At 65.4% G+C, this 22,002-nt stretch carries 25 protein-coding genes; 10 read left to right on the top strand and 15 right to left on the bottom strand.

Going from position 1 to position 22,002, the window contains the following annotated elements:
- Positions 1–24 precede the first annotated feature (24 nt).
- Entirely contained in the window at positions 25–726 is a 702-nt protein-coding gene (locus pbN1_RS04780; RefSeq protein ID WP_342343979.1) for a ComF family protein, read from the top strand.
- 1 nt (position 727) lies between these two features.
- Complete coding sequence (locus pbN1_RS04775; protein ID WP_169201517.1) at positions 728–1,192, top strand: tRNA (cytidine(34)-2'-O)-methyltransferase; 465 nt, start codon at positions 728–730, stop codon at positions 1,190–1,192.
- 91 nt (positions 1,193–1,283) lie between these two features.
- Here pbN1_RS04775 and pbN1_RS04770 read toward each other — a convergent pair whose 3' ends face one another.
- The 6 genes from pbN1_RS04770 to pbN1_RS04745 all read right to left on the bottom strand — a co-directional run bounded on the left by pbN1_RS04770 (position 1,284) and on the right by pbN1_RS04745 (position 4,406).
- The gene (locus tag pbN1_RS04770; RefSeq protein WP_244857244.1) at positions 1,284–2,270 is read right to left on the bottom strand and encodes an NAD(P)H-dependent glycerol-3-phosphate dehydrogenase; all 987 of its coding nucleotides are present in this window, start codon (positions 2,268–2,270) and stop codon (positions 1,284–1,286) included.
- A gap of 5 nt (positions 2,271–2,275) precedes the next feature.
- A complete protein-coding gene (locus tag pbN1_RS04765) occupies positions 2,276–2,725 on the bottom strand; it encodes an SH3 domain-containing protein (RefSeq protein ID WP_169201518.1) in 450 nt (149 codons plus the stop codon).
- A 5-nt stretch (positions 2,726–2,730) separates the two neighbouring features.
- Positions 2,731–3,207 (bottom strand): protein-export chaperone SecB, encoded by a 477-nt coding sequence (secB, locus tag pbN1_RS04760; RefSeq protein WP_169201519.1) that lies wholly within the window; start codon positions 3,205–3,207, stop codon positions 2,731–2,733.
- 108 nt (positions 3,208–3,315) lie between these two features.
- Positions 3,316–3,576 (bottom strand): glutaredoxin 3, encoded by a 261-nt coding sequence (gene grxC, locus pbN1_RS04755; protein WP_425305753.1) that lies wholly within the window; start codon positions 3,574–3,576, stop codon positions 3,316–3,318.
- Between the two features lie 2 nt (positions 3,577–3,578).
- Positions 3,579–3,995, bottom strand: coding sequence for a rhodanese-like domain-containing protein (locus tag pbN1_RS04750; RefSeq protein WP_169201520.1), 417 nt, complete (start codon positions 3,993–3,995; stop codon positions 3,579–3,581).
- Between the two features lie 81 nt (positions 3,996–4,076).
- Positions 4,077–4,406, bottom strand: coding sequence for an ArsR/SmtB family transcription factor (locus pbN1_RS04745; protein ID WP_169201521.1), 330 nt, complete (start codon positions 4,404–4,406; stop codon positions 4,077–4,079).
- 159 nt (positions 4,407–4,565) lie between these two features.
- On the opposite strand from pbN1_RS04745, the gene gpmA reads away from it, so the two are divergent.
- The 5 genes from gpmA to pbN1_RS04720 all read left to right on the top strand — a co-directional run bounded on the left by gpmA (position 4,566) and on the right by pbN1_RS04720 (position 9,391).
- Positions 4,566–5,315, top strand: coding sequence for a 2,3-diphosphoglycerate-dependent phosphoglycerate mutase (gpmA, locus tag pbN1_RS04740; RefSeq protein ID WP_169201522.1), 750 nt, complete (start codon positions 4,566–4,568; stop codon positions 5,313–5,315).
- A 13-nt stretch (positions 5,316–5,328) separates the two neighbouring features.
- On the top strand, positions 5,329–6,657 hold the full coding sequence (locus tag pbN1_RS04735) for a murein hydrolase activator EnvC family protein (RefSeq protein WP_244857165.1): 1,329 nt from the start codon (positions 5,329–5,331) through the stop codon (positions 6,655–6,657).
- 42 nt (positions 6,658–6,699) lie between these two features.
- Entirely contained in the window at positions 6,700–8,085 is a 1,386-nt protein-coding gene (locus pbN1_RS04730; protein WP_169201524.1) for a S41 family peptidase, read from the top strand.
- Between the two features lie 20 nt (positions 8,086–8,105).
- Positions 8,106–8,555: a hypothetical protein gene (locus pbN1_RS04725; protein ID WP_169201525.1), complete on the top strand. Its 450-nt coding sequence runs from the start codon at positions 8,106–8,108 to the stop codon at positions 8,553–8,555.
- Between the two features lie 80 nt (positions 8,556–8,635).
- A complete protein-coding gene (locus tag pbN1_RS04720) occupies positions 8,636–9,391 on the top strand; it encodes a HesA/MoeB/ThiF family protein (RefSeq protein ID WP_169201526.1) in 756 nt (251 codons plus the stop codon).
- A 45-nt stretch (positions 9,392–9,436) separates the two neighbouring features.
- Here pbN1_RS04720 and ribD read toward each other — a convergent pair whose 3' ends face one another.
- The 9 genes from ribD to pmbA all read right to left on the bottom strand — a co-directional run bounded on the left by ribD (position 9,437) and on the right by pmbA (position 19,500).
- Complete coding sequence (gene ribD, locus pbN1_RS04715) at positions 9,437–10,531, bottom strand: bifunctional diaminohydroxyphosphoribosylaminopyrimidine deaminase/5-amino-6-(5-phosphoribosylamino)uracil reductase RibD (RefSeq protein ID WP_169201527.1); 1,095 nt, start codon at positions 10,529–10,531, stop codon at positions 9,437–9,439.
- Complete coding sequence (gene nrdR / locus pbN1_RS04710; RefSeq protein WP_169117567.1) at positions 10,512–11,027, bottom strand: transcriptional regulator NrdR; 516 nt, start codon at positions 11,025–11,027, stop codon at positions 10,512–10,514. Before nrdR ends, ribD begins: the two co-directional genes overlap by 20 nt.
- A gap of 93 nt (positions 11,028–11,120) precedes the next feature.
- Positions 11,121–12,371 (bottom strand): serine hydroxymethyltransferase, encoded by a 1,251-nt coding sequence (glyA, locus tag pbN1_RS04705; protein ID WP_169201528.1) that lies wholly within the window; start codon positions 12,369–12,371, stop codon positions 11,121–11,123.
- Positions 12,372–12,535: 164 nt separating this feature from the next.
- Positions 12,536–13,186 carry a histidine phosphatase family protein gene (locus pbN1_RS04700; RefSeq protein ID WP_169201529.1) on the bottom strand — a complete coding sequence of 217 codons (651 nt, stop codon included), beginning with the start codon at positions 13,184–13,186 and terminating at the stop codon, positions 12,536–12,538.
- Entirely contained in the window at positions 13,177–14,868 is a 1,692-nt protein-coding gene (locus pbN1_RS04695; RefSeq protein ID WP_169201530.1) for a TRAP transporter large permease, read from the bottom strand. Before pbN1_RS04695 ends, pbN1_RS04700 begins: the two co-directional genes overlap by 10 nt.
- Entirely contained in the window at positions 14,865–15,473 is a 609-nt protein-coding gene (locus tag pbN1_RS04690; protein ID WP_169201531.1) for a TRAP transporter small permease subunit, read from the bottom strand. Before pbN1_RS04690 ends, pbN1_RS04695 begins: the two co-directional genes overlap by 4 nt.
- A 140-nt stretch (positions 15,474–15,613) precedes the next feature.
- The gene (locus tag pbN1_RS04685; protein ID WP_169201532.1) at positions 15,614–16,696 is read right to left on the bottom strand and encodes a TRAP transporter substrate-binding protein; all 1,083 of its coding nucleotides are present in this window, start codon (positions 16,694–16,696) and stop codon (positions 15,614–15,616) included.
- Positions 16,697–16,922: 226 nt separating this feature from the next.
- Positions 16,923–18,005: a TRAP transporter substrate-binding protein gene (locus pbN1_RS04680; protein WP_169201533.1), complete on the bottom strand. Its 1,083-nt coding sequence runs from the start codon at positions 18,003–18,005 to the stop codon at positions 16,923–16,925.
- 154 nt (positions 18,006–18,159) lie between these two features.
- Entirely contained in the window at positions 18,160–19,500 is a 1,341-nt protein-coding gene (pmbA, locus tag pbN1_RS04675) for a metalloprotease PmbA (RefSeq protein ID WP_169201534.1), read from the bottom strand.
- Between the two features lie 61 nt (positions 19,501–19,561).
- Between pmbA and yjgA the strand changes: the two genes are divergently transcribed.
- From yjgA to aroG, 3 genes are all read left to right on the top strand, one after another.
- On the top strand, positions 19,562–20,134 hold the full coding sequence (gene yjgA / locus pbN1_RS04670) for a ribosome biogenesis factor YjgA (RefSeq protein WP_169201535.1): 573 nt from the start codon (positions 19,562–19,564) through the stop codon (positions 20,132–20,134).
- Positions 20,135–20,182: 48 nt separating this feature from the next.
- Positions 20,183–20,773, top strand: coding sequence for a molybdopterin adenylyltransferase (gene mog, locus pbN1_RS04665; RefSeq protein ID WP_169201536.1), 591 nt, complete (start codon positions 20,183–20,185; stop codon positions 20,771–20,773).
- A gap of 92 nt (positions 20,774–20,865) precedes the next feature.
- Positions 20,866–21,948: a 3-deoxy-7-phosphoheptulonate synthase AroG gene (aroG, locus tag pbN1_RS04660; RefSeq protein ID WP_169201537.1), complete on the top strand. Its 1,083-nt coding sequence runs from the start codon at positions 20,866–20,868 to the stop codon at positions 21,946–21,948.
- Positions 21,949–22,002 lie beyond the last annotated feature (54 nt).

The raw sequence follows: 22,002 nt of genomic DNA, 5'->3' as shown, positions 1-22,002 counted from the left end.
TCATTGGCGGAAATCTTGTCAAACGTGCTCAATGCGTTGCGCTTTCGCACGCGCCGGATCGCAGACCTGCTGATGCCGCAGGACTGCTTCGTGTGCGGTTCGATGTCGGGCGCGGCCGCGCTGTGCAGCGCTTGCCGGAACGATCTGCCACGCCAGCCGGCGTCGTGCCCGGTATGTGCTGTCCCGACTGCCAATGGCGCCACTTGCGGGCGCTGCCTGCGCAATCCGCCGGCATTCGATGCGAGCCGCGCCGCGTTTGCGTACACCTTTCCCGTGGATCGGATCGTCCAGGGGCTCAAGTATCGGCACCGGCTGGCGTTGGCGAATTTTTTCGCCGAGGCGCTGTTGCCGTTCGGCCCGCCCCGGCCGGCTTCGGTCCTGCTGCCGATGCCTCTGCATGTCCGTCGGCTGCGCCAGCGCGGCTTCAACCAGGCCGTCGAGATCGCCCGCCCGCTTGGGCGCGCGTGGGGCTTGCCGCTCGAACTCGCGGGTGTCGGGCGCACGCTGAATACCGCGCCGCAGGTATCCTTGCCGTGGAAGGAGCGAAGCGTCAATATGCGGGGCGCCTTCCATTGCGAGGCCTCGTTTGCCGGCCGCACGGTGATTGTTGTTGACGACGTCATGACGACCGGCGCGACGCTCGACGAGCTCGCTCGCACGCTCAAGATGCATGGCGCCGCGCGCGTCGAAAACCTCGTCGTCGCCCGCACACCTTCCCCCCACTGACATGCTCGATATCGTTCTCTTCCAGCCCGAAATCCCGCCGAACACCGGCAACACGATCCGGCTCGCGGCCAACACCGGCGCGCGCCTGCATCTCGTGCGGCCGCTCGGCTTCGATCTCTCCGATCGGCAACTCGCGCGCGCCGGCCTCGATTACCACGATCTGACGACGGTCACCATTCATGAGGACTGGAATGCGTGCCGGTCGGCGCTGGCCGGCCGGCGCCTGCTGGCGCTGAGCACCAAAGGCCGGACACGCTACGACCTGGTCGACTACCGGACGGACGACGTGCTGTTGTTCGGGCGCGAAACCAGCGGGCTGCCGGCCGAGGTCCTCGATTCGGTGCCGGACATGCAGACGCTGCGCATCCCGATGTGTCCGGCCAATCGCAGCGTGAACCTGTCGAACGCCGTCGCGGTCGTCGTTTTCGAAGCGTGGCGCCAACTGGAATTTGCCGGCGCGACTTGAGCGCTCCGGCGCATCCGCCCGGCGGGAAGCTGCGGGGCGGATCGGAGGCGGGCTGTCGGTGCCGCAATAGGCGCGAACGCCGCGGCTCGGCTCACTCGTGCCGCGGCTCGCGCGACAGCAGTTGCTCGACGACTTCGCGCGGGCCGAGGCGGGCGTTGTGGAGCAGGGTGTCGACGGCTTCGCACAGCGGCATCTGGACGCCGTGGCGAGTGGCGAGCTTGACGACCTCGCGGGCGGTCGACACGCCTTCGGCGACATGGCCGAGTTCGCCGAGGATCTCGGCGAGGGTCTTGCCCTGGGCGAGTGCGAGTCCGACACGCCGGTTGCGCGACAGGTCGCCTGTGCAGGTCAGGATCAGGTCTCCCATACCGGCCAGGCCCATCAGGGTTTCGGGGCGTCCGCCGAGGGCTTCGGCGAGCCGCGCGATTTCGGCGAGTCCGCGGGTGATCAGTGCCGCGCGCGCATTGAGGCCGAACCCCATGCCGTCGGACACGCCTGCGGCGATCGCGAGCACGTTCTTGACCGCGCCGCCGATCTCGGCGCCGACGAGGTCGGAGTTCGCGTAAATGCGCAACCGCGGCTGGTGGAGTGCTGGAACCCAGCGACTGGCAAAAGCCGGGTCGGCCGCGGCCAGCGTCACCGCGGTTGGCATTCCGCGGGCGACTTCGGCGGCAAAGCTGGGGCCGGTCAATACGCCGCACAGGGCTGCGGGCCCGAGTTCCTCGGCGACGATTTCATGCGGCAGCTTGCCGGTCCCCGCTTCGAGACCCTTGCACGCCCAGATCAACGGCGTGCCGGGCTGCAGCCTGCTCAGTTCACCGACCGCGGCGCGAAGGCCGGCGAGCGGCGTGACGACGAGGTGCAGGTCGGCGGTGCGGGCAGCGGCGGCGAAGTCGGCTGTCAGGGCCAATTCTTCGGGAAGGGGCACGCCGGGCAGGTAACGCTCGTTGTGCCGCGTCGTGGCCAAGGTGTCGATATGGCCTGCGTCGCGGCCCCACAGCACGACGTCGTGGCGCGGGCTGAACGCGAGCGCCAGCGCAGTGCCCCAGGCACCGGCGCCGAACACGGCAATCCGCATCCGCATCAAAGCCCCCATACCTCGCTGATCTTGAGGTAGCCCTGCGTGCCGTCCTTGTGGCGGACCTGGATCCAGCCGTCGCCAGGTTGTGTGACGAATTCGAGGACTGCATCCTTGACGGTCTCGAATGCTGCCGGCGCATCGTCCGCGGGACGCTGGCGCACCACGGCCCGCGGTACGGAGACCATCACGGTGCGTTTTTCGGACAGCGCGCGACGTTCGATCCAGGTCAGCGCTCCGCCCGCATCACGCACCTTGACCCATTTGTCGAGCGTCACGACGACTTCGACGGGGGTGCCGGGTGCGACGATGTAGAGGCGCTTGCCCTTCTCGGAGGGTGCGTCGAACAGCACGGCGGGTTCGCCGACCGAACGGAATTCGATCGCATCGGCGGCGCCGGCCGACAGGGCCAGCGCGGCGGCAAAGCATAGTGGGAGGCGGACGTTCGTGCGCATTCGTCTTACTGGATCGGGAGTTCGCCGGCCTGCGCAGCCGCCGCGGCCTGCTGTTGCTGGGCCTGGTACAGCGATTCGAAGTTCACCGGGGCAAGCACCACCGGCTGGAAGCCGGCGCGGGTGATCGCGTCCGACACCGATTCGCGCGCATACGGGAAAAGGATGTTCGGGCAGCCGATCATCATCACCGCCTCGAGATCGCCTTCCGGAATGTTGCGAATCTGGAAAATGCCCGCCTGCGCGACCTCAACGAGAAACACCGTCCGGTCTTCCGCCAGTTTGGCAGAAACGGTCACCGTCAGCGTGACTTCGAAAACGCCTTCGTCGACGTTGCTGGCCTCGGTGCGCAGTTGAACATTGATCTGCGGGTTCTCGCGGTCGAGGAAAATCTTCGGTGCGTTCGGCACTTCGAGCGAGAGATCCTTGACGTAGAGTTTTTCGATCGAGAAGACGGGTTGCGCGGCTTGTGCGTTTTCGGTCATGGAAAGGGCCTGGAAAAGGAGGTGAATCGGGTTGGTGCGGATGATGCGAAGCTGACACGGCTGGCGGCGGCGCGGGCGTAAACGGCGCCGGGCCGGGGGTTGGGACGCTCAGGGCACGGCCAGCAAGGAGTCGAGCTTGCCGGCGTGGTCGAGATCGAACAGGTCGTCGCAACCGCCGACGTGCTGGTCGCCGATGAAGATCTGCGGTACCGTCCGGCGCCCGGTGAGCCTGATCATCTCGTCGCGCAGCAACGGATCCTGATCGACGCGGATCTTCTCGAAGTCGGTCACGCCCTTGCGCTTGAGGAGCTGTTCGGCACGCACGCAGTAGGGGCACACGTTCGTGGCATACATTCTGATTTTTGCCATGTTCATTTCCTCTTGCGGCTGACCGGCTGCCCGGCTTTTTCCCATTCGACGAGACCGCCCCGCAGGTTGAAGAGTTTCTCGAATCCCGCTTTCCTCAGCGTTGCAATCGCCGCAGACGAGCGAGCACCGGTGAAACAATAAACGATCAGCGGACGGTCCTTGAACTTCGCGAGTTCCGCGCTGCGCCGTTCGAGATCGGCCTGCGGAATATGGCGTGCGTTCGGGATATGACCGCGCGCGTATTCGGCCTGGTCGCGAATGTCGATGACGATCGCCTCTTCGCGGTTGATCAGCAGCGTCGCCTCGATCGGGGATACCTGGCTTTTGTCGCCTTGCGCGCGCGCGAAGTCGAACAGCAGCCAGCTGCCGCTCGCTACCGCGAGCGCAGCCCAGTACCAGTTTTGCTGGAGGAATTCCACGAAATCTTGCTCCGTTCTATGGGTTCGATGCGATTGGTGACAATTGAGGCGGCAACCGGGATTGCAGCCGGCGGTGCTGGCTCACATTCTGTCGCGGGTGACGCCGCAGAACACCTCGCGCATCAGCACGATCAGTTGCAGCGTCCGCTGGTCGCAGACGCGGTAGTAGACGCGATTCGCATCCTTGCGGGTTTGCAGCACCCCCTTGTCCCGAAGGATCGCGAGGTGCTGGGAGATGTTGCTCTGCGAGGTGCCGACCGCCTCCACGATTTCCTGGACGCAGATTTCGCTCTCGCCGAGCACGCACAGGATCTTGAGCCGCAGGGGGTGTGCAATCGCCTTGAGGGCGCGAGCGGCGGTCTCGATGTGCTCGTGCTTGTCGATCAGGTCGATGATGGCGTTGTTGTCCACTGTGGGCGTGAAGTGCAGATCAGGCGACTAGTATAAAATATCGCGGCCCGATTAAGGGCGAGTCCGGTGTCTTTGTGTTTTGCCGGGCGCTCCGGTCCCGGCCTCGTCCCGTCGTTTGATGTCAGCTTCACAATTTCAACCACTTTTTCCCGAGCGTTCATGTACAAAATCGTTCTGCTTCGCCATGGCGAGTCTACCTGGAACAAGGACAATCGCTTTACCGGCTGGACCGACGTCGATCTCACCGAGAAGGGTGTCGAAGAGGCCCGGGTTGCCGGTCACTTGCTGAAACGCGAGGGTTACACCTTCGATCTGGCCTACACGTCGGTGCTCAAGCGTGCCAACAAGACGCTGAACATCGTCCTCGAGGAACTCGACTCGCTGTGGCTGCCGGTGGAGCATTCGTGGCGCCTGAACGAACGGCATTACGGCGACTTGCAGGGGCTCAACAAGGCCGAGACCGCGGCGAAATTCGGCGACGACCAAGTGCTCATCTGGCGCCGTTCATATGACACGCCACCGCCGCCGCTGCCGGAGGGCGACGAACGGCTCACCAGCGGCGACCCGCGCTATGCATCGCTGCCGCGCGCCCAATTCCCGCGCACCGAATGCCTCAAGGACACGGTTGCGCGCTTCGTGCCGTACTGGGAGACGGTGATCGTGCCGAACATCCTGGCCGGCCGCCGCATCCTGATCGCGGCCCACGGCAACAGCCTGCGCGCGCTGATCAAGTATCTCGACAACATCTCGGACAGCGAGATCGTCAGCCTCAACATCCCGACCGCTCAGCCGCTCGTCTACGAGCTGGACGCGAACCTGCGCCCGATCAGGAGCTACTACCTCGCAGATGCCGACACCATTCGTGCGGCCGAGGCGGCGGTGGCGGGGCAGGGCAAGGCCAAGGGCTGAAAGCCTCCCGAGAATGATCCTCCGGCTCGGGTTGCGGCCCCTTATCCCTGCGCTGGCGCTGGCGCTCCTGCTGGGCGCTCCCGCAGCGCAGGCGAGTGAGCCGGCCGAGGTCGCGCAGAAGCGTTCCGACCTCGAAGAGGTGAAACGCCGCATCGCGGATCTGCGCAAGGAGATTGCCGATACCGAGGAAACCCGTTCGGGCGCTGCCGCCGAACTCGCCGCGGCCGAACGGGCGGTTTCGCAGGCGCAGCGCCAGCTGCACGCCCTGGCTGCGGAGCGGGTGACGACCGAGAAGTCGCTTGCGATCCTCGAGGCCGAGCAGGAGGCGGTGGAAGCCCGGATCGCGGGGCGGCAGGCCGAACTGGACGAGTGGCTGCGCCGGCACTATGTCCATGGCGCGGGCGGCGGTGTTGCGCCGTTCCTGTCGACCCGCGACGCGAATCAGTTCGCCCGTGACGCTCATTATCTGGAACACCTTGGCAGGGCCCGCCTGGCGCTGATCGAGTCGTTGCGCGGGGATCTGCGGCAGAAAGCCGAGCTTGGCGAGTCGATTGCCGGCCGGCGCGACCGCCTGGTGGCGCTCGAGGCGCAACAGCGCGCCCAGCATGCCGCGCTCGAATCGATGCAGGCCAGGCGCAAGCACGCCCTCGAAGGGATATCCCGGCAACTGCTCAGCCAGCGCAAGGAAGAGGAGACACTGCGCCAGGATCAGCAGCGGCTCGGTCGCCTGGTGGCAGTCCTCGCCAGGCGGGCGGCGGAACGGGAGGCCGCGCGTGTCGCGGCCGCTGCGGCGGCGCGGGAAGCTGCCGCCCGCGCGGCGGCAAGGGCTGCGGCGGAGAAGCGGGCGGACGCGGCGCGAGACACGCCGTCGACGCCGCGTTCCCGCTCGGAAGCGGTCGTCGGTGAGGTCCGGCAGGCCGCGGAGGCGACTCCGACGGGCGTGAGCTTTGCGCAGTTGCGCGGCAAGATGCGATTTCCGGTCCGTGGCGAACTGGTTGGACGTTTCGGTGCTCCAAGGGCGGAAGGTGGCACGACGTGGCGAGGCGTTTTCATACGCGCCTCTGGCGGTGCACAGGTGCGGGCGGTAGCGGCGGGCGAGATCGTGTTCTCGGACTGGCTGCGCGGCTACGGCAACCTCATCATCGTCGACCATGGCAGTGACTATCTGTCGATATACGGCAACAACGACGCCTTGCTGAAGGAGCTCGGCGACGTGATTGCCGGGGGGGACCCGATCGCCAGCGTTGGGGCGAGCGGAGGCGCCTCCGAATCGGGTTTATACTTTGAGATTCGTTACCGCGGCCAGCCGGTCGATCCCCTGCAGTGGGTGCGGCTCAATTAGCTTTTCCGGGGTTCCCGGCGTTTTTTCCTCGATGGAGTAGTCATGCGTAACAAGCTTCAGAAAGCGGGTTTGATCATGACCGGCGTGTTCGCCGGGGTGCTGATCAGTCTCAATTTTCCCGCCAGTGCCGACAAAGTTTCACCTGCCCCGCTGCCGGTCGAGGAGCTGCGCGCATTTGCCGACGTGTTCAACGCGATCAAGCAGGGCTACGTCGAACCCGTCGAGGACAAGAAACTCATCAACCACGCGATCAGCGGCATGCTGAGCGGGCTCGATCCCCACTCCGCGTACCTCGACGTGGAAGCGTACAAGGAACTGCAGGTCGGCACGCACGGTGAGTTCGGCGGGCTCGGCATCGAAGTGGGCATGGAAGACGGGTTCGTCAAGGTCATTTCGCCGATCGAGGATACGCCCGCGTTCCGCTCCGGCGTCAAGGCCGGCGACCTGATCGTCAAGCTCGACGAAACGCCGGTCAAGGGCATGACGCTCAGCGACGCGGTCAAGCGGATGCGCGGCAAGCCGAAGACCGACATCACGCTGACCATCGTGCGCAAGGGCGAGGACCGCCCGGTGGTGGTGACGCTGACGCGCGAAGTGATCAAGGTGCAGAGCGTCAAGTCGAAGATGGTCGAGCCCGGCTATGGTTACCTGCGCGTCGCGCAGTTCCAGGAAAACACTTCGCAAGCCGTCGCCGAGCACCTTGCCAAGCTCGCCAAGGAAGGAGACATGAAAGGCCTGGTGCTCGACCTGCGCAACGATCCGGGTGGCTTGCTGCACGGCGCCGTCGGCGTCGCTTCGGCGTTCCTGCCGGCGAATGCGCTGGTGGTGTCGACGGACGGACGGACCGATGACGCGAAGCGTGAATATCGCGCGCGGGCGGACGACTACCTGCGCGGCAGCCGTGAGGATTTCCTCAAGGACTTGCCGGCGGGCGCGCGGACGCTCCCGATGGTCGTGCTCGTCAATGCCGGTTCGGCCTCGGCTTCCGAAATCGTAGCAGGCGCGTTGCAGGACCACCGACGCGCGGTCGTGATGGGAACGCAGACGTTCGGCAAGGGCTCGGTCCAGACGATCCTGCCGCTCAACAGCAACACCGCGATCAAGCTGACGACAGCCAGGTACTACACGCCGAGCGGCCGCTCGATCCAGGCGAAAGGCATCGAGCCCGACATCATCGTCGAGGAAACGGCAAACGGCTCCTCGCGTCGCCTGCGCGAGGCCGACCTGGAGCGTCACCTCGGCAATGACCGCGATCCCGAGGCAGAGCCGAAGAAGGCCGACGAACCGAAAGCGGGCGACCAGTCGCCTGCCGACGACGAGGCCGAAGCGCTGCCGCGTCCGGAACTCGCGAGCAAGGACGACTACCAGCTGAACCAGGCGATCAACCTTCTCAAGGGGCTGCAGATCGTCCAGAATAAGAAGGAATAAAAGCGCAATAAGGAGAGGTGATGCGTCGGGAGACTGCCTACAAGCTGGCCGGCAGGCATCATGACCACCCGGTTGCCGGAACCGGGCTGGAGAAGCAGCGGGAAATCCGTTTCGCATCCCTGCCCCCCGGCCAGGTCGCGCAGGCGATGCGCTCGCTGCAGATGTTCAAGGGGTTGCGGGTTTCGTCCGGTGAACATCCGCTGTCGCTGGTGGTCTCCTATTCGGTGCTCGAGTTTTCGCTCGAAATGGTCGAGAGCGCGTTGTCCGAGGCGGGTTTCCACCTCGACAACGCGCTTTATTGGCGGCTGGTGCGGACCTTCGTTTATTTTTGCGAGGAAACGCAGCGGCACAATCTCGGGTCGCCCGAGCGGCTGATCAAAAAATCGAACGAAGTCTATGTGACGGTGTATGACCATCACCTCCACGGCGATCACGACGATACGCCGGTCGAATTCCGCGAATACAAGTAGACCGGGTTCCCCGGGTTCCTTCCCCCGGGCTCCTTCCTTTTCCATGCCGGCTCTTCCGCCTCACCCGGATTTTTTCCCCGATGAATGACGACCAGCTTTTGCGCTACAGCCGGCATATCCTGCTGCCCGAAATCGGCGTCGAGGGGCAGGAGGCGATTCTCGCATCGCGAGTCCTGGTGATCGGGGCCGGAGGGCTCGGGTCACCGGCGGCGATGTATCTCGCCGCGGCCGGCGTCGGGACGGTCGTGCTGTGCGACGGGGACACCGTCGATCTGACGAACCTGCAGCGCCAGATCCTGCACAGCGCCGAAGGAGTCGGGCGCCTGAAGGTCGAGTCGGGGCGCGACACGCTGCTCCGACTCAACCCGCAGGCGCGGATCGAGCCGCTCGCGATGCGCCTCGAGGGAGCGGCGCTCGACGAGCAGGTCGCTGCGGCGGACCTGGTACTCGACTGTTCCGATAATTTCGCCACGCGGCATGCGATCAATCGTGCCTGCGTCCGCTTTCGCAAGCCGCTCGTCTCCGGCGCGGCGATCCGCTTCGACGGGCAGGTTTCGGTCTTCGACCTGCGCCGGTCCGACAGCCCCTGCTACCACTGCCTGTTCCCGGAAGGCCAGGATGTCGACGAAGTGCGTTGCGCCGTGATGGGCGTGTTCGCGCCGCTCACCGGCATCATCGGTGCGACGCAAGCGGCCGAGGCGCTGAAACTCCTGATCGGCTGCGGCACCTCGCTCGATGGCCGCCTGCTGCTGCTTGACGGTCTGGCGATGGAATGGCGCAGCGTCCTGCTCGGTCGCGATCCGGCCTGCGAAGTGTGCGCCGGGCGGGACGACTGACGACGGGGCGGCCGGATTGCCCGGCGACCGGCGGCAGAGTGTGCCTCAGGTCTTGAGCGGACGGACGAGCAGGCGAAGATCGTCGCCGATGAAGCGGACATCGCGCCATTGCAGCCGTATTGCGCGGTCGAGTTGCACGAGTTCCGGCAGATTGAACAGTCCCTGGGCCGCGTCGCCGACCAGCATTGGCGCGACGTAGAGCAACAGTTCGTCGACGCAGTTCTCGCGCAGCAACGAACCGTTGAGCTTGAGCCCTGCTTCGACATGCGCTTCGTTGATGCCGCGGTCGCCGAGTTCGCGCATCAGGCTCGGCAGATCGACTTTCCCCTGGCCGTTCGGCAGCACGACGACTTCGGCACCGAGTGCCTTCAGCGCCGCGCTCTTTTCGCGATCCTCGATGGCAGTGGCGATCAGGCAGCCGCCTCCCTGCAACAGTTTGGCCGACAGGGCCACGTCGAGCCGCGCGTCGACGAGCACCCGCAGCGGCTGGCGCTCGCACGGCACGGCCCGCACTGTGAGCTGCGGATCGTCCTCCCGCACGGTGCCGATGCCGGTGAGCACTGCGCACGCACGCGCGCGCCAGCGATGTCCGTCGCGCCGCGCCGCGTCTGCGGTGATCCACTGGCTGACGCCATTGTTCAGCGCGGTCTTGCCGTCGAGGGTGCTCGCGGTCTTCAGCCGCACCCACGGGCGCCCGCGTGTCATGCGGGACACGAAGCCGATGTTGAGTTCGTGCGCGTCGGCCGCGAGCAGGCCCGTGGTGACGGTGATGCCCGCGGCGCGGAGGCGGGCGACCCCGCTGCCGGCGACGAGCGGATTCGGATCTTCCATCGCCGCGACGACCCGCGTGATGCCGGCGGCGATCAGCGCGTCGGCACACGGGGGTGTGCGTCCGTGATGGGTGCAGGGTTCGAGCGTCACGTAGGCGGTCGCGCCACGCGCCGTGTCGCCGGCGGCACGCAGCGCGAGGACTTCGGCGTGCGGCTCGCCGGCGCGCTGATGCCAGCCTTCGCCGACAATGCTGCCATCCTTCACCAGGACGCAGCCGACCCGCGGGTTCGGCGTCGTTGTCTCGAGTCCGCGCTCGGCCAGTTGCAGCGCGCGGGCCATCGCGACATGGTCAGCTTCGGAATAGGTCATTCTCGGAGGTCGGTTCCGGGGGGTCTGCGGGGCGATTGCGTTTGGGGCGCGCCTTGACTTCGCGAATCACTTCGGCGAATTCGTCGACGTCGGCGAAGTTGCGATAAACCGAGGCAAAACGGATGTAGGCGACCTTGTCGAGCTTCTTCAGTTCGCGCATGACGAGTTCGCCGACTTTCTCGCTCGGCACTTCCTGTTCGCCGAGCGCCAGCAGTTTCGCCTCGATGCGATCGACCGCCGCGTCGAGCGCTTCGAGCGTGACCGGCCGCTTGCGCAACGCGAGTTTCATGCTGCCGGCAAGCTTGTCGTGCTCGAACTCGCTGCGGTTGCCATTGCGCTTGACGATGTGCGGCATCTTCAGGTCGATGCGCTCGTACGTCGTGAAGCGCTTGTCGCACTTCGGGCACCGCCGGCGGCGGCGAACCACTTCGCCGCCTTCGTTCTCACGCGTGTCGGCGACCTGGGTGTTCGGGTCGCCGCAGAAGGGGCATTTCATGATCGGTGCCGGGATGCTGCGGCCCCGACCTGAACGGCAGGCGGAAAACCGCCGCCGCGCGCCAGCGCGTGCCCGTGGTTCAGGCGGAGTCGCCTATTTTCCATACACCGGGTGACGGGCGCACAGTTCGGCGACCTTGGCCCGGACACCCGCGAGGACTGCCTCGTCCTGCGGTGCGTCGAGGACATCGGCGATCAGGTGTGCGACCTGCTCGGCTTCGATCTCGGTGAAGCCGCGAGTCGTCATTGCCGGCGAGCCGATGCGAATGCCGGAGGTGACGAAAGGCTTTTCGGGATCCTTCGGGATCGAGTTCTTGTTCACCGTGATATGCGCCGAGCCGAGCACCGCTTCGGCGGCCTTGCCGGTGATGTTTTTCGAGCGCAGGTCGACGAGGAAGACGTGGCTTTCGGTGCGGCCCGAGATGATGCGCAGGCCGCGCTCCTCGCCGAGCACGCGGGCCATCACGCGCGCATTCGCGATGACCTGTTCCTGGTAGTCGCGGAACTGCGGGGTCAGCGCTTCCTTGAAGGCTACCGCCTTGGCGGCGATGACATGCATCAGCGGGCCGCCCTGCAGCCCCGGGAAGATCGCCGAGTTGATGGCTTTCTCGTGTTCGGCCTTCATCAGGATGATGCCGCCACGCGGGCCGCGCAGCGTCTTGTGCGTCGTCGAGGTCACGACGTCGGCGTGCGGCACCGGGTTCGGATAGTAACCGGCGGCGATCAGGCCGGCGTAGTGCGCCATGTCGACCCAGAAGATCGCGCCGATTTCCTTGGCGATCTTCGCGAAGCGCTCGAAGTCGATACGCAGCGAATAGGCGGAAGCGCCGGCGATGATGATGCGCGGCTTGTGCCCGCGCGCAAGCCGTTCCATCGCGTCGTAGTCGATCTCTTCCTTTTCGTCGAGGCCGTAGGCGACGACGTTGAACCACTTGCCGGACATGTTGAGCGGCATGCCATGGGTGAGGTGACCGCCTTCGGCGAGGCTCATGCCCATGATCGTGTCGCCGGGTTTGGCGAAAGCCATCAGCACCGCCTGGTTCGCCTGCGAGCCGGAGTTCGGCTGGACATTCGCGGCCTCCGCGCCGAACAGCTTCTTGATGCGGTCGATCGCGATCTGCTCGGCGACATCGACGTGCTCGCAACCGCCGTAGTAGCGCTTGCCCGGGTAGCCTTCGGCGTACTTGTTCGTCAGCTGGGAACCCTGAGCCTCCATCACGGCGTGGGAAACGTAGTTTTCCGAAGCGATGAGTTCGATGTGGTCTTCCTGGCGGCGGTTTTCGGCCTGGATGGCTGCCCACAGTTCGGGGTCGACCTTGGCGAGGGTATCTTGCGCAGAGAACATGAGACGGGCTCGAAGCGATTGGTTTTAAAAGCGGATATTAGCACGCACCGCAAGCGGTCATGGTGAGGCAAGCATTCGCCCGCAGCCGCGCGGATATCCCTTGCGCACGCGTGGCCCGGCACAGCCGCCCTGCCGATCGGAGGCGGCTGTGCCGAGCCGGACCGTCAGGTGTTCGGCAACTCGTCGCGGGCGGCTGCAAGGTGAGCCTGGTCGGCCCATGCCAGGAGGTGCCAGCGGCAGCCGTCGAACTCGATCCAGTTGAGCGCGGCGTTGGGAATCGTGAAGTCGCGCGGCGCGTCGAGCGCCTTGCCGGTCGCGAGGCGATGGGCGATGTCGAGCACGCCGCCGTGCGTGACGACCAGCGTCTGCCGGCCTGCATGACGGGCGGCGATACGGTCAAGTGCGCGGTGGATGCGCGCCGCAAAGGCGCCGAGGCTCTCGCCGTCGCCACAAAAGGCGAAATCGGGGTCGCGGGCGTGGAAGCGGGCGAAGTCCTGCGGGAACCGCTCGCGGGCTTCGTCGTAGGTGAGGCCCTGGAATACCCCGTAGTGCCGTTCGCGCAGTTCGGGTTCGAGCGTCGCCCCGAACCCGAGCGTGCGGCCCGCCGCCGCCGCGGTCTGCTGCGCGCGGCGCAGGTCGCTGCAGTAGAACGCGGCGAAGCGGTGTCCGGCGAGGCTCGCGGCGGTCGCTTCGGCCTGGACGTGACCGATTTCGTTGAGCGGCACGTCCAGGTGTCCCTGCAGGCGTCTTTCCGCATTCCATGCGGTTTCGCCGTGCCGGACAAGGCACAGCCGGGTGTTACGCCTTACTTCCATGCGCCGCCGCCCCCTTCTTCTCCCCATCCGCCCGCACCGCCTGCCGGCTGCTGGATCTGGATGGTGTCGAGATCGATCTTGGTCTTCTCGTCCAGCCCGCCGGTGACCAGCTCGGGGAAGGCGATGATGAGGCCGACCATGAAGATCTGGATGATCACGAACGCGATCGAGCCGCGATAGATGTCGCCGGTCTTGAAACCCTCGATGCGCTTGTTCGTGATGCGGTCGAGATAGGCGGAGCTCGGCGCGACGCTGCGCAGGTAGAACAGCGCGAAGCCGAACGGCGGCGTCAGGAAGGAGGTCTGCAGGTTCACCGCGATGATCACGCCGAACCAGATCAGGTCGATCCCCATCTTGTCCGCGACCGGGCCGAGCAGCGGCAGCAGGATGAAGGCGATCTCGAAGAAGTCGATGAAGCAGCCGAGGAAGAAGATCACCGCATTGACGAACAGCAGGAAGCCGAGCTGGCCGCCGGGCAGCCGATCGAACAGGTGCTCGACCCACTTCTGGCCGTCCACCGCGGTGAACACGAAGCTGAAGATCGTCGAGCCGACGAGGATGAACATCACGAAGATCGACAGCCGCGAGGTGGATTCGAGGGCCTGGATCAGCGTCTTGAGATCCAGACGGCCGCGCGTCGTCGCCATCACTAGTGCACCGACCGCGCCCATCGCCCCGCCTTCGGTCGGCGTCGCGACGCCGAGGAAAATCGTACCGAGCACGAGGAAGATCAGGATCAGCGGCGGGATCAGCACGAAGGTGACGCGTTCGGCGATGCGCGACAGCAGGCCGAGCTTGAGTACGCGGTTGAAAACGGCGAGAACCAGCGCGAAGATGGTGCCGAAAGTCAGGGCGACGACGATGGTTTCGTCGAGCGCCGGCGCCAGGACTTCCTTGCCTTCGAGCCAGGTCAGGACCGCCTGGTAGTTCTGCCCGAGTGCGACCGAGACCGCGGTGACGAGGATCGCGAGGATGCCGAGCGAGCGCAGGCCGGAGCTGCCGTCGGGTTCACGATAGACCAGCGCCTCGGGCGGCAGGGCCGGCACCATCTTCGGCTTGAAGATGGCCAGGCCGATGACGAAGAGCGCGTAGAGGCCGACCAGTGCGAGAGCCGGAATCATCGCGCCCTTGTACATGTCGCCGACGCTGCGGCCGAGCTGGTCGGCCATGACGATCAGCACCAGCGACGGTGGGATCGCCTGCGCGAGCGTACCGGATGCGGTGATGACGCCCGCTGCGATCGGACGGCTATAGCCGTAGCGCATCATGATCGGCAGAGAGATCAGTCCCATCGAGATCACCGACGCGGCGACGACGCCGGTCGTCGCGGCAAGCAGCGCACCGACGAAGATGACCGCCAGGGCGAGGCCGCCGCGGATCGGGCCGAAAACCTGTCCGACCGTCTCGAGCAGATCCTCGGCCATGCCACTTCGTTCGAGAATCAGCCCCATCAACGTGAAGAACGGGATCGCCAGCAGGGTGTCGTTCTGCATGATGCCGAACACGCGCAGCGGCAGCGCCTGGAAGAGGGTCGCGGGGATCAGGTCGAGTTCGAGGCCGATGAAGCCGAAGAACAAACCGCAGGCGGACAGCGAAAAGGCAACCGGGAAACCCGACAGCAGGAAGAAGATGATGACCCCGAACATGATCGGGGCGATGTTGGCGGAGACGAATTCAATCATTTTTGGGGCTCGCCGGCAGCGTTGTGTTCAGGGGTGTCGCCGAGCGCGGCGTGGACGTGGTCTTCGGTGTCGTCAGTCCCGGAGTGAGCGAGGCAGTCGGGACCCTGGCCAATCAGGAATGCGACACGCTTGATCAGTTCGGAGACCGCCTGCAGGCCGAGCAGCGCAAAGCCGCCCGGCACCATCGCGTATACCGGCCAGCGGATCAGGCCGCCCGCATTGGAGGACATCTCGCCGGAAACGTAGGCGCCGTAGACGACCGGCCACGAGAAAGTGATCATGAAGTAGCACAACGGCAGCAAGAAGACGATGATGCCGAAGATGTCCACGTAATTGCGTACGCGGGGACTCAGCTTGTTGGCGATGACGTCGATGCGCACGTGGGCGTTCTGCAGGAATGCGTAGCCGGCGCCGAGCATGAACACGGCGGCGAACAGATACCACTGGATTTCGAGGAAGGCGTTCGACCCGATGTTGAACGCCTTGCGCGCGACGGCGTTGCCGGCGCTGATCAGCGCGGTGGCAAGAATGAGCCAGATGATCGACTTGCCGATCAGTCGGCCTATCGCGTCGATCCCTTGTGACAACTTGAGCAGAATTCCCATCGGGTGTTTACCTGGAACGTGGGGAAGATACACAAGCACCAGCCTTTGCGGGCCAGGCTCGCCGGGGGGGCGATGCTACAGCCCCGTGCCGGGCGGTGGAAGCGCAAACGGCCCGCCGAGGCGGGCCGTCCGGGGACGGATCAGAGCTTCTGTGCTGCCATGTACTGGTCGAAGCTGCCTTCGGCGATGCCCTGCCACTGGTACGCGTCGGCCTGGAAGCGCGAGTAGTCGGCGTAGACCTTCTTCCAGTTCGCGTTCTTGCTGTTCAGTTCGGCATAGACTTCGCGCGAGGCCTTGAACGCGGCGTCCATCACGTCCTTCGGCAGGCGCTGGAGCTTGGCGCCTTCTCCGATGAGTTGCTTGAGCGCGGTCGGGTTGCGGGCGTCGTAGCGCGCCAGGACTTCGACGTGGGCGTCGGATGCGGCTTGCCGAACGATGGCCTTGTACTCGTTCGACAGTGCATTGTAGGCCTTGCTATTGACCATCAGCGAAAACTGGGTGCTGCCTTCCCACCAGGCCGGATAGTAGTAATTCTTGGCGACCTTGTGCAGCCCGAGTTTCAGGTCGTCATAGGGGCCGATCCATTCGGCGGCATCGACGGTGCCCTTTTCGAGCGCCTGGTAGATCTCGCCGGCCGGGATGTTCTGCGGCACGGCGCCGAGCTTGGTGATCACGCGACCGGCGAAGCCCCCGATGCGGATCTTCATGCCGTTCAAGTCGGCCACCGACTTGATTTCCTTGCGGTACCAGCCACCCATCTGGGCGCCTGAATTGCCCATCGGGAAATTGATGATGTTGAACTGGGCGTAGAACTCGCGCAGCAGCTTGAGCCCGTTGCCCTCGTACATCCAGGCAGTCATCTGGCGAGCGTTCATGCCGAACGGAATCGCGCAGTCGAGCGCGAAGGTTTCGTCCTTGCCGAAGAAATAGTAAGGCGCCGTGTGGGCGCACTCGATGGTGTCCTGCTGCAGGGCGTCGACGACGCCGAAAGCCGGAACGAGTTCGCCGGCTGCATGCACGCTGACGGTGAATTTCCCGCCGGTCGCCTCGGTGACGTTCTTGGCGAAACCTTCGGCGCCGCCGAAGAGGGTGTCCAATGATTTCGGGAAGCTCGATGCCAGGCGCCAGCGGAGGTTCTGCTGGGCATGGACGATGGCCGGGGCGGAACCCGCGGCGAGGACTCCGGCGATACCTGCATTTTTCAGAAATGAACGACGTTCCACGATGTCTCCCTTGACCTTCCGCTGTTGGAATGGCGCTGAGAGTACAAGGGTTCGCACGGCGGCGAAATTCGCGGGAAACCCTAATATCCGGTGTTTCGGCCGGGCCGGAAAGGTTCGTGCGGCTGCAGCTGCGGGGGTACGACGGTGCTGTCCGTGCCGGCGGGTAGGCGGAAAGGGACTTTCCGCCTACCCGGCCTTGCTGCCGGCGGACGCTCCGGCCCGTGTGTTACAGCTTCTGCCCGGCCATGTACTGGTCGTAGCTGCCTTCGGCGAGCGGCGTCCATTGGTACTGCGCCTGCATGAAGCGCGAGTAGTCGGCGTAGATCTTCTTCCAGTTCGGATTCTTGTCGTTCAGCTCGGCATAGACTTCGCGCGACGCCTTGAAGGCCGCGTCCATGACCTCCTTGGGCAGCCGCCTGAGCTTGGCGCCTTCGGAAATCAGCTGCTTGAGCGCGGCCGGGTTGCGTGCGTCGTAACGGGCCTGGGTGACGACGTGCGAATCCGAGGCCGCTTGGCGCACGATCGACTTGTACTCGTTCGACAGCCCGTTGAAGGCCTTTGCGTTGATGTACAGCGTGGTCTGTGCGCTGCCCTCCCACCACGCCGGGTAGTAGTAGTACGGCGCGACGCGGTGCAGGCCGAGCTTGAGGTCGTCGTGCGGGCCGACGAACTCGGTCGCGTCGATCGTGCCTTTTTCCAGCGCCGAGTAGATCTCGCCGGCCGGAATGTTCTGCGACACCACGCCGAGTTTCGCCAGCACGCGCCCGCCGAAGCCGCCGATGCGCATCTTCATGCCGTTGAAATCGGCGACGGACTTGATTTCCTTGCGGTACCAGCCGCCCATCTGGGCGCCGGTGTTGCCCATCGGCAGGCTGATGATGTTGTAGGGCGCGTAGAACTCGCGCAGCAGCTTCTGGCCATTGCCCTCATACATCCATGCCGTGAGCTGGCGCGCGTTCATGCCGAACGGGATTGCGCAGTCGAACGCGAATGCTTCGTCCTTGCCGAAAAAATAATAGGGCGCCGTGTTCGCGCATTCGATCGAGCCCTGTTGCAGTGCATCGACGACGCCGAAGGCCGGGACCAGTTCGCCAGCGGCATGCACGGTGACGGTGAACTTGCCGCCGGTCGATTCGGCGACGTTCTTCGCGAAAGTCTCGGCGGCGCCGATCAGCGTATCCAGCGACTTCGGGAAGCTCGACGCGAGGCGCCAGCGGATGTTTTCCTGCGCATGGACGATCGCCGGTGCGCTAGCGCCGGCGAGCACGCCGGCGAGGCCCGCGCTTCTGAGAAATTTTCGACGTTCCACGATCTCTCCTTGTTGTGCTTTATGAATTTCCGGCAATGCCGGCGAGATCCCCCGAGGGGTGGTGCGGGCGCGGCGCCGCAGAGGAACGCCGCGCCGCTTCATAGGCCACACGGCCATCCGTGGCACCACGCCACGGCGATGGGGTGCGGCGCGTTCAGCGGCCGGCGATCTTCATGCGCTCGATGAGCACCGAGCCGCAATGCTTCGAGCCGCGCGGCAACGCGTCATTGCCGATCGCGACAATGTTGCGGAACATGTCGCGCAGGTTGCCGGCGATTGTGATTTCCTCGACCGCGTGCTTGATCTTGCCTTTTTCGACCCAGTAGCCGGCGGCGCCGCGCGAGTAGTCGCCGGTGACGTAATTGACGCCGTGGCCGAGGAGTTCGGTGACGACGAGGCCGCGGTCCATGTGCTTGACGAGTGCCGGGAAGTCCATGTCGCCGGCGCCGACGATGAGGTTGTGCGAGCCGCCGGCGTTGCCGGTCGTCTGAAGCCCGAGCTTGCGTGCCGAATAGGTCGACAGGAAATAGCCTTGCAGCACGCCGTCGCTGACCACCTCGCGATCGTGCGTCGCGACGCCGTCGCTGTCGAACGGGCTCGAGCCGAAGCCTTTCGGAACGTGGGGGCGCTCGGAGATGTTCACGATTGGCGAGAACACCGGCTGGCCGAGGCTGTCGAGCAGGAACGACGATTTGCGGTACAGCGAGCCGCCGCTGACCGCGTGGACGAAATTCCCGACCAGCGCGACCGCCAGCGGCGCTTCGAACAACACCGGCGCCTCGCAGGTCTTGATCTTGCGCGCGCCGAGGCGGGCGAGGGCCCGTTCGGCCGCACGTCGTCCAACCAGATCGCTCGCCATCAGGTCGGCCGCGTCGCGGCGCGAGTCGTACCAGTATTCGCGCTGCATGCCGTCGCCTTCGCCGGCGATGACCGAGCACGAGATGCTGTGGCGCGAACTGGCGTAGCCGCCGATAAAGCCGGCGCTGTTCGCCGAGACGAAGTGCGATTCCTGCGTCGAGACGCTCGCCCCTTCGGAGTTCGTGATCTTCGGGCTCACGGCGAACGCCGCCTCCTCGCACTGTCGCGCGGCGGTGATCGCGTCCTCGACGCTGAGCCGCCACGGGTGGTAGAGGTCGAGGTCCGGGCAGTCCTTTGCCATCAGCTCCGGGTCGGCGAGGCCGGCGCAGGGGTCGGGCGCGGTGAAGCGGGCGATCGAGACGGCGGCCTCGACGGTCGCCTTCAGCGCCGCCTTCGAAAAATCCGAAGTGCTCGCATGGCCACGCTGCTGGCCGACATAGATCGTGACGCCGATGCCCTTGTCGCGGTTGTATTCGATCGTGTCGACTTCGCCTTTGCGTACCGTCGCCGACTGGCCGAAGCCTTCGGAAACATCGGTTTCGCATGCCGTTGCGCCGCGTTTTTTCGCGAATTTCAGCACATCGGCGGCGATTTCGTGCAGCCGGTCGGGGGAGAACGAGAAGCCTTGAGCGGACATGGGCGGGAGACCAGGGAGCAAAGGCTATAATCTTACCCCGTTCCCACGCACTGTACTTTTCATGATCCACGCCGACCACGACGACAACCTCCCCGACGACGAGGAAGGGCTGCCGCTGCCGCCAAGCAAGAGCCAGCGCAAGCGCGACATGCACGCGCTGCAGGATCTCGGCGAGCAACTGGTCGCGCTGTCTACCGACCAGTTGAAGAAAGTGCCGATGCCCGAAGCGCTCGCCGACGCGGTGCGCGAGGCCAAGCGCATGACGAAGCACGAGGCGCGGCGGCGCCAGATGCAATACGTCGGCAAGCTGATGCGCCACATCGATCCCGAGCCGATCCAGGCGCAGCTCGACGTGTTCAACGGCCTGTCGAAGGCCGAGGTCGCGCGCCAGCACCGGCTCGAGCGCCTGCGCTCCGATCTGCTCGACGACGAGAAGGTGCTGCAGAGGATCGCCGAGACCTGGCCGGAGGCGGATTTCCAGCAGCTGCGCACCTTGCGCCGCAATGCGTTGAAGGAGCGCGAGCAGAACAAGCCGCCGCGCGCGTTCCGCGAGCTGTTCCGCGTGCTGCGCGACCTCGAGGCCGGCGCCGCCGCGGGCCCGGCGGACGAGCCGCAGGATGACGACGAAGAGTGAGCACGGCCGGGTGTTCTGGCGGTGCCGGATGATCCAAAGGGGATTCTCATGAGTGACGAAATCACGATCGGCCTGGTGTCGATCAGCGACCGCGCCTCCGACGGCACGTACCAGGACCAGGGCATTCCGGCGCTGCGCGAGTGGCTCGATCGCGCGCTGACCTCGCCATGGCGCGCCGAAATGCGGCTGATTCCAGACGAGCGGCCGACGATCGAGCGCACGCTGATCGAGCTTGCCGACGCCGCCGGCTGCGCGCTGATCCTGACCACCGGCGGCACCGGACCCGCGCCGCGCGACGTCACGCCGGAAGCGACGCTCGCGGTCGGCGAAAAGGAGATGCCCGGCTTCGGCGAGGAGATGCGTCGGATCAGCCTCAACTTCGTGCCGACCGCGATCCTGTCGCGGCAGGTCGCCGTGATCCGCGGCAAGAGCCTGATCGTCAATCTGCCCGGACAGCCGAAATCGATCCGTGAAACGCTCGAAGGACTGCGCGCCGCCGACGGCTCGGTGAGTCACGTCGGCATCTTCGCAGCGATTCCGTACTGCATCGACCTGATCGGCGGGCCGTACGTCGAGACCGATGACGAAGTCATCAAGGCCTTCCGTCCGAAGCAGGCGATCCGGCCGAAAAAGGCCTGAATCGGAACCCTGGCGGGACGCTGCTGGCGCAGGAACGGGCGATCTTCGGCTAGAATCGTTCGCTTGCCAACGCTGCTCAACAGAGTTTCGCCATGTCTGCCTCAGTCAAGCTTCACATCGATGATGTCCGCATCCAGGAGATCAAGGAACTGATTCCGCCCGCCCACGTGCTGCGCGAATTTCCGGCGACGCCAAAGGCGGCCGAAGTCGCGTACGAGGCGAGGCAGGGGATCCACCGCATCCTGTTCGGCGCTGACGACCGCCTGCTGGTCGTCGTCGGGCCGTGCTCGATCCACGATCTGGACGCGGCGCTCGAATACGCGCGCAAGCTCAAGGTCGAGGCCGCGCGCCACAAGGACGACCTGCTCGTCGTGATGCGGGTGTATTTCGAGAAGCCGCGCACGACGGTCGGCTGGAAAGGCCTGATCAACGATCCCTACCTCGACAACAGCTTCCGCATCAACGAAGGCGTGCGGCTCGCGCGCAAGCTGCTGTGGGAGATCAACGAGATGGGGCTGCCCGCGGGCACCGAGTTCCTCGACATGATCACACCGCAGTACATCGCCGACCTGATCGCGTGGGGCGCGATCGGCGCGCGCACGACCGAAAGCCAGGTGCACCGCGAGCTGGCGTCCGGGCTGTCGTGCCCGGTCGGCTTCAAGAACGGCACCGACGGCAACGTCAGGATCGCTGTCGACGCGATCAAGGCCGCACAGTCGCCGCATCATTTCCTCTCCGTGACGAAGGCGGGGCATTCGGCGATCGTCACGACGCTCGGCAACGAGGACTGCCACGTCATCCTGCGTGGCGGCAAGAGCACCAACTACGACGCCGTCAGCGTCGATGCAGCCTGCAAGGAGCTCGCCGCTTCGGGCGTGCCGGGCAAGGTGATGATCGACTTCTCGCACGCCAACAGCCGCAAGCAGCACCGCCTGCAGATCGAGGTCGCGCGCGACGTCGGCGCGCAGATGGCAGCCGGCGACGACCGCATCATCGGCGTGATGGTCGAGTCGCACCTGAAGGAAGGGCGCCAGGACCTGATCCCGGGCAAGGAGCTCGAGTACGGCAAGAGCATTACCGACGCGTGCCTGGGCTGGGAAGACAGCGTCACGGTGCTCGAAATCCTCGCCGAGGCGGTACGTCAGCGCCGCGTCAAACGCGCCGACCTGGAGTGACGCGGCGATCGGGTAGCTGCCGCGCCGGCGGTTGAGGGCCGGGATCATGTACGC

The organism is Aromatoleum bremense, assembly GCF_017894365.1.
GTDB lineage: Bacteria > Pseudomonadota > Gammaproteobacteria > Burkholderiales > Rhodocyclaceae > Aromatoleum > Aromatoleum bremense.
This window is presented reverse-complemented; position numbering and strand designations above follow the sequence as displayed.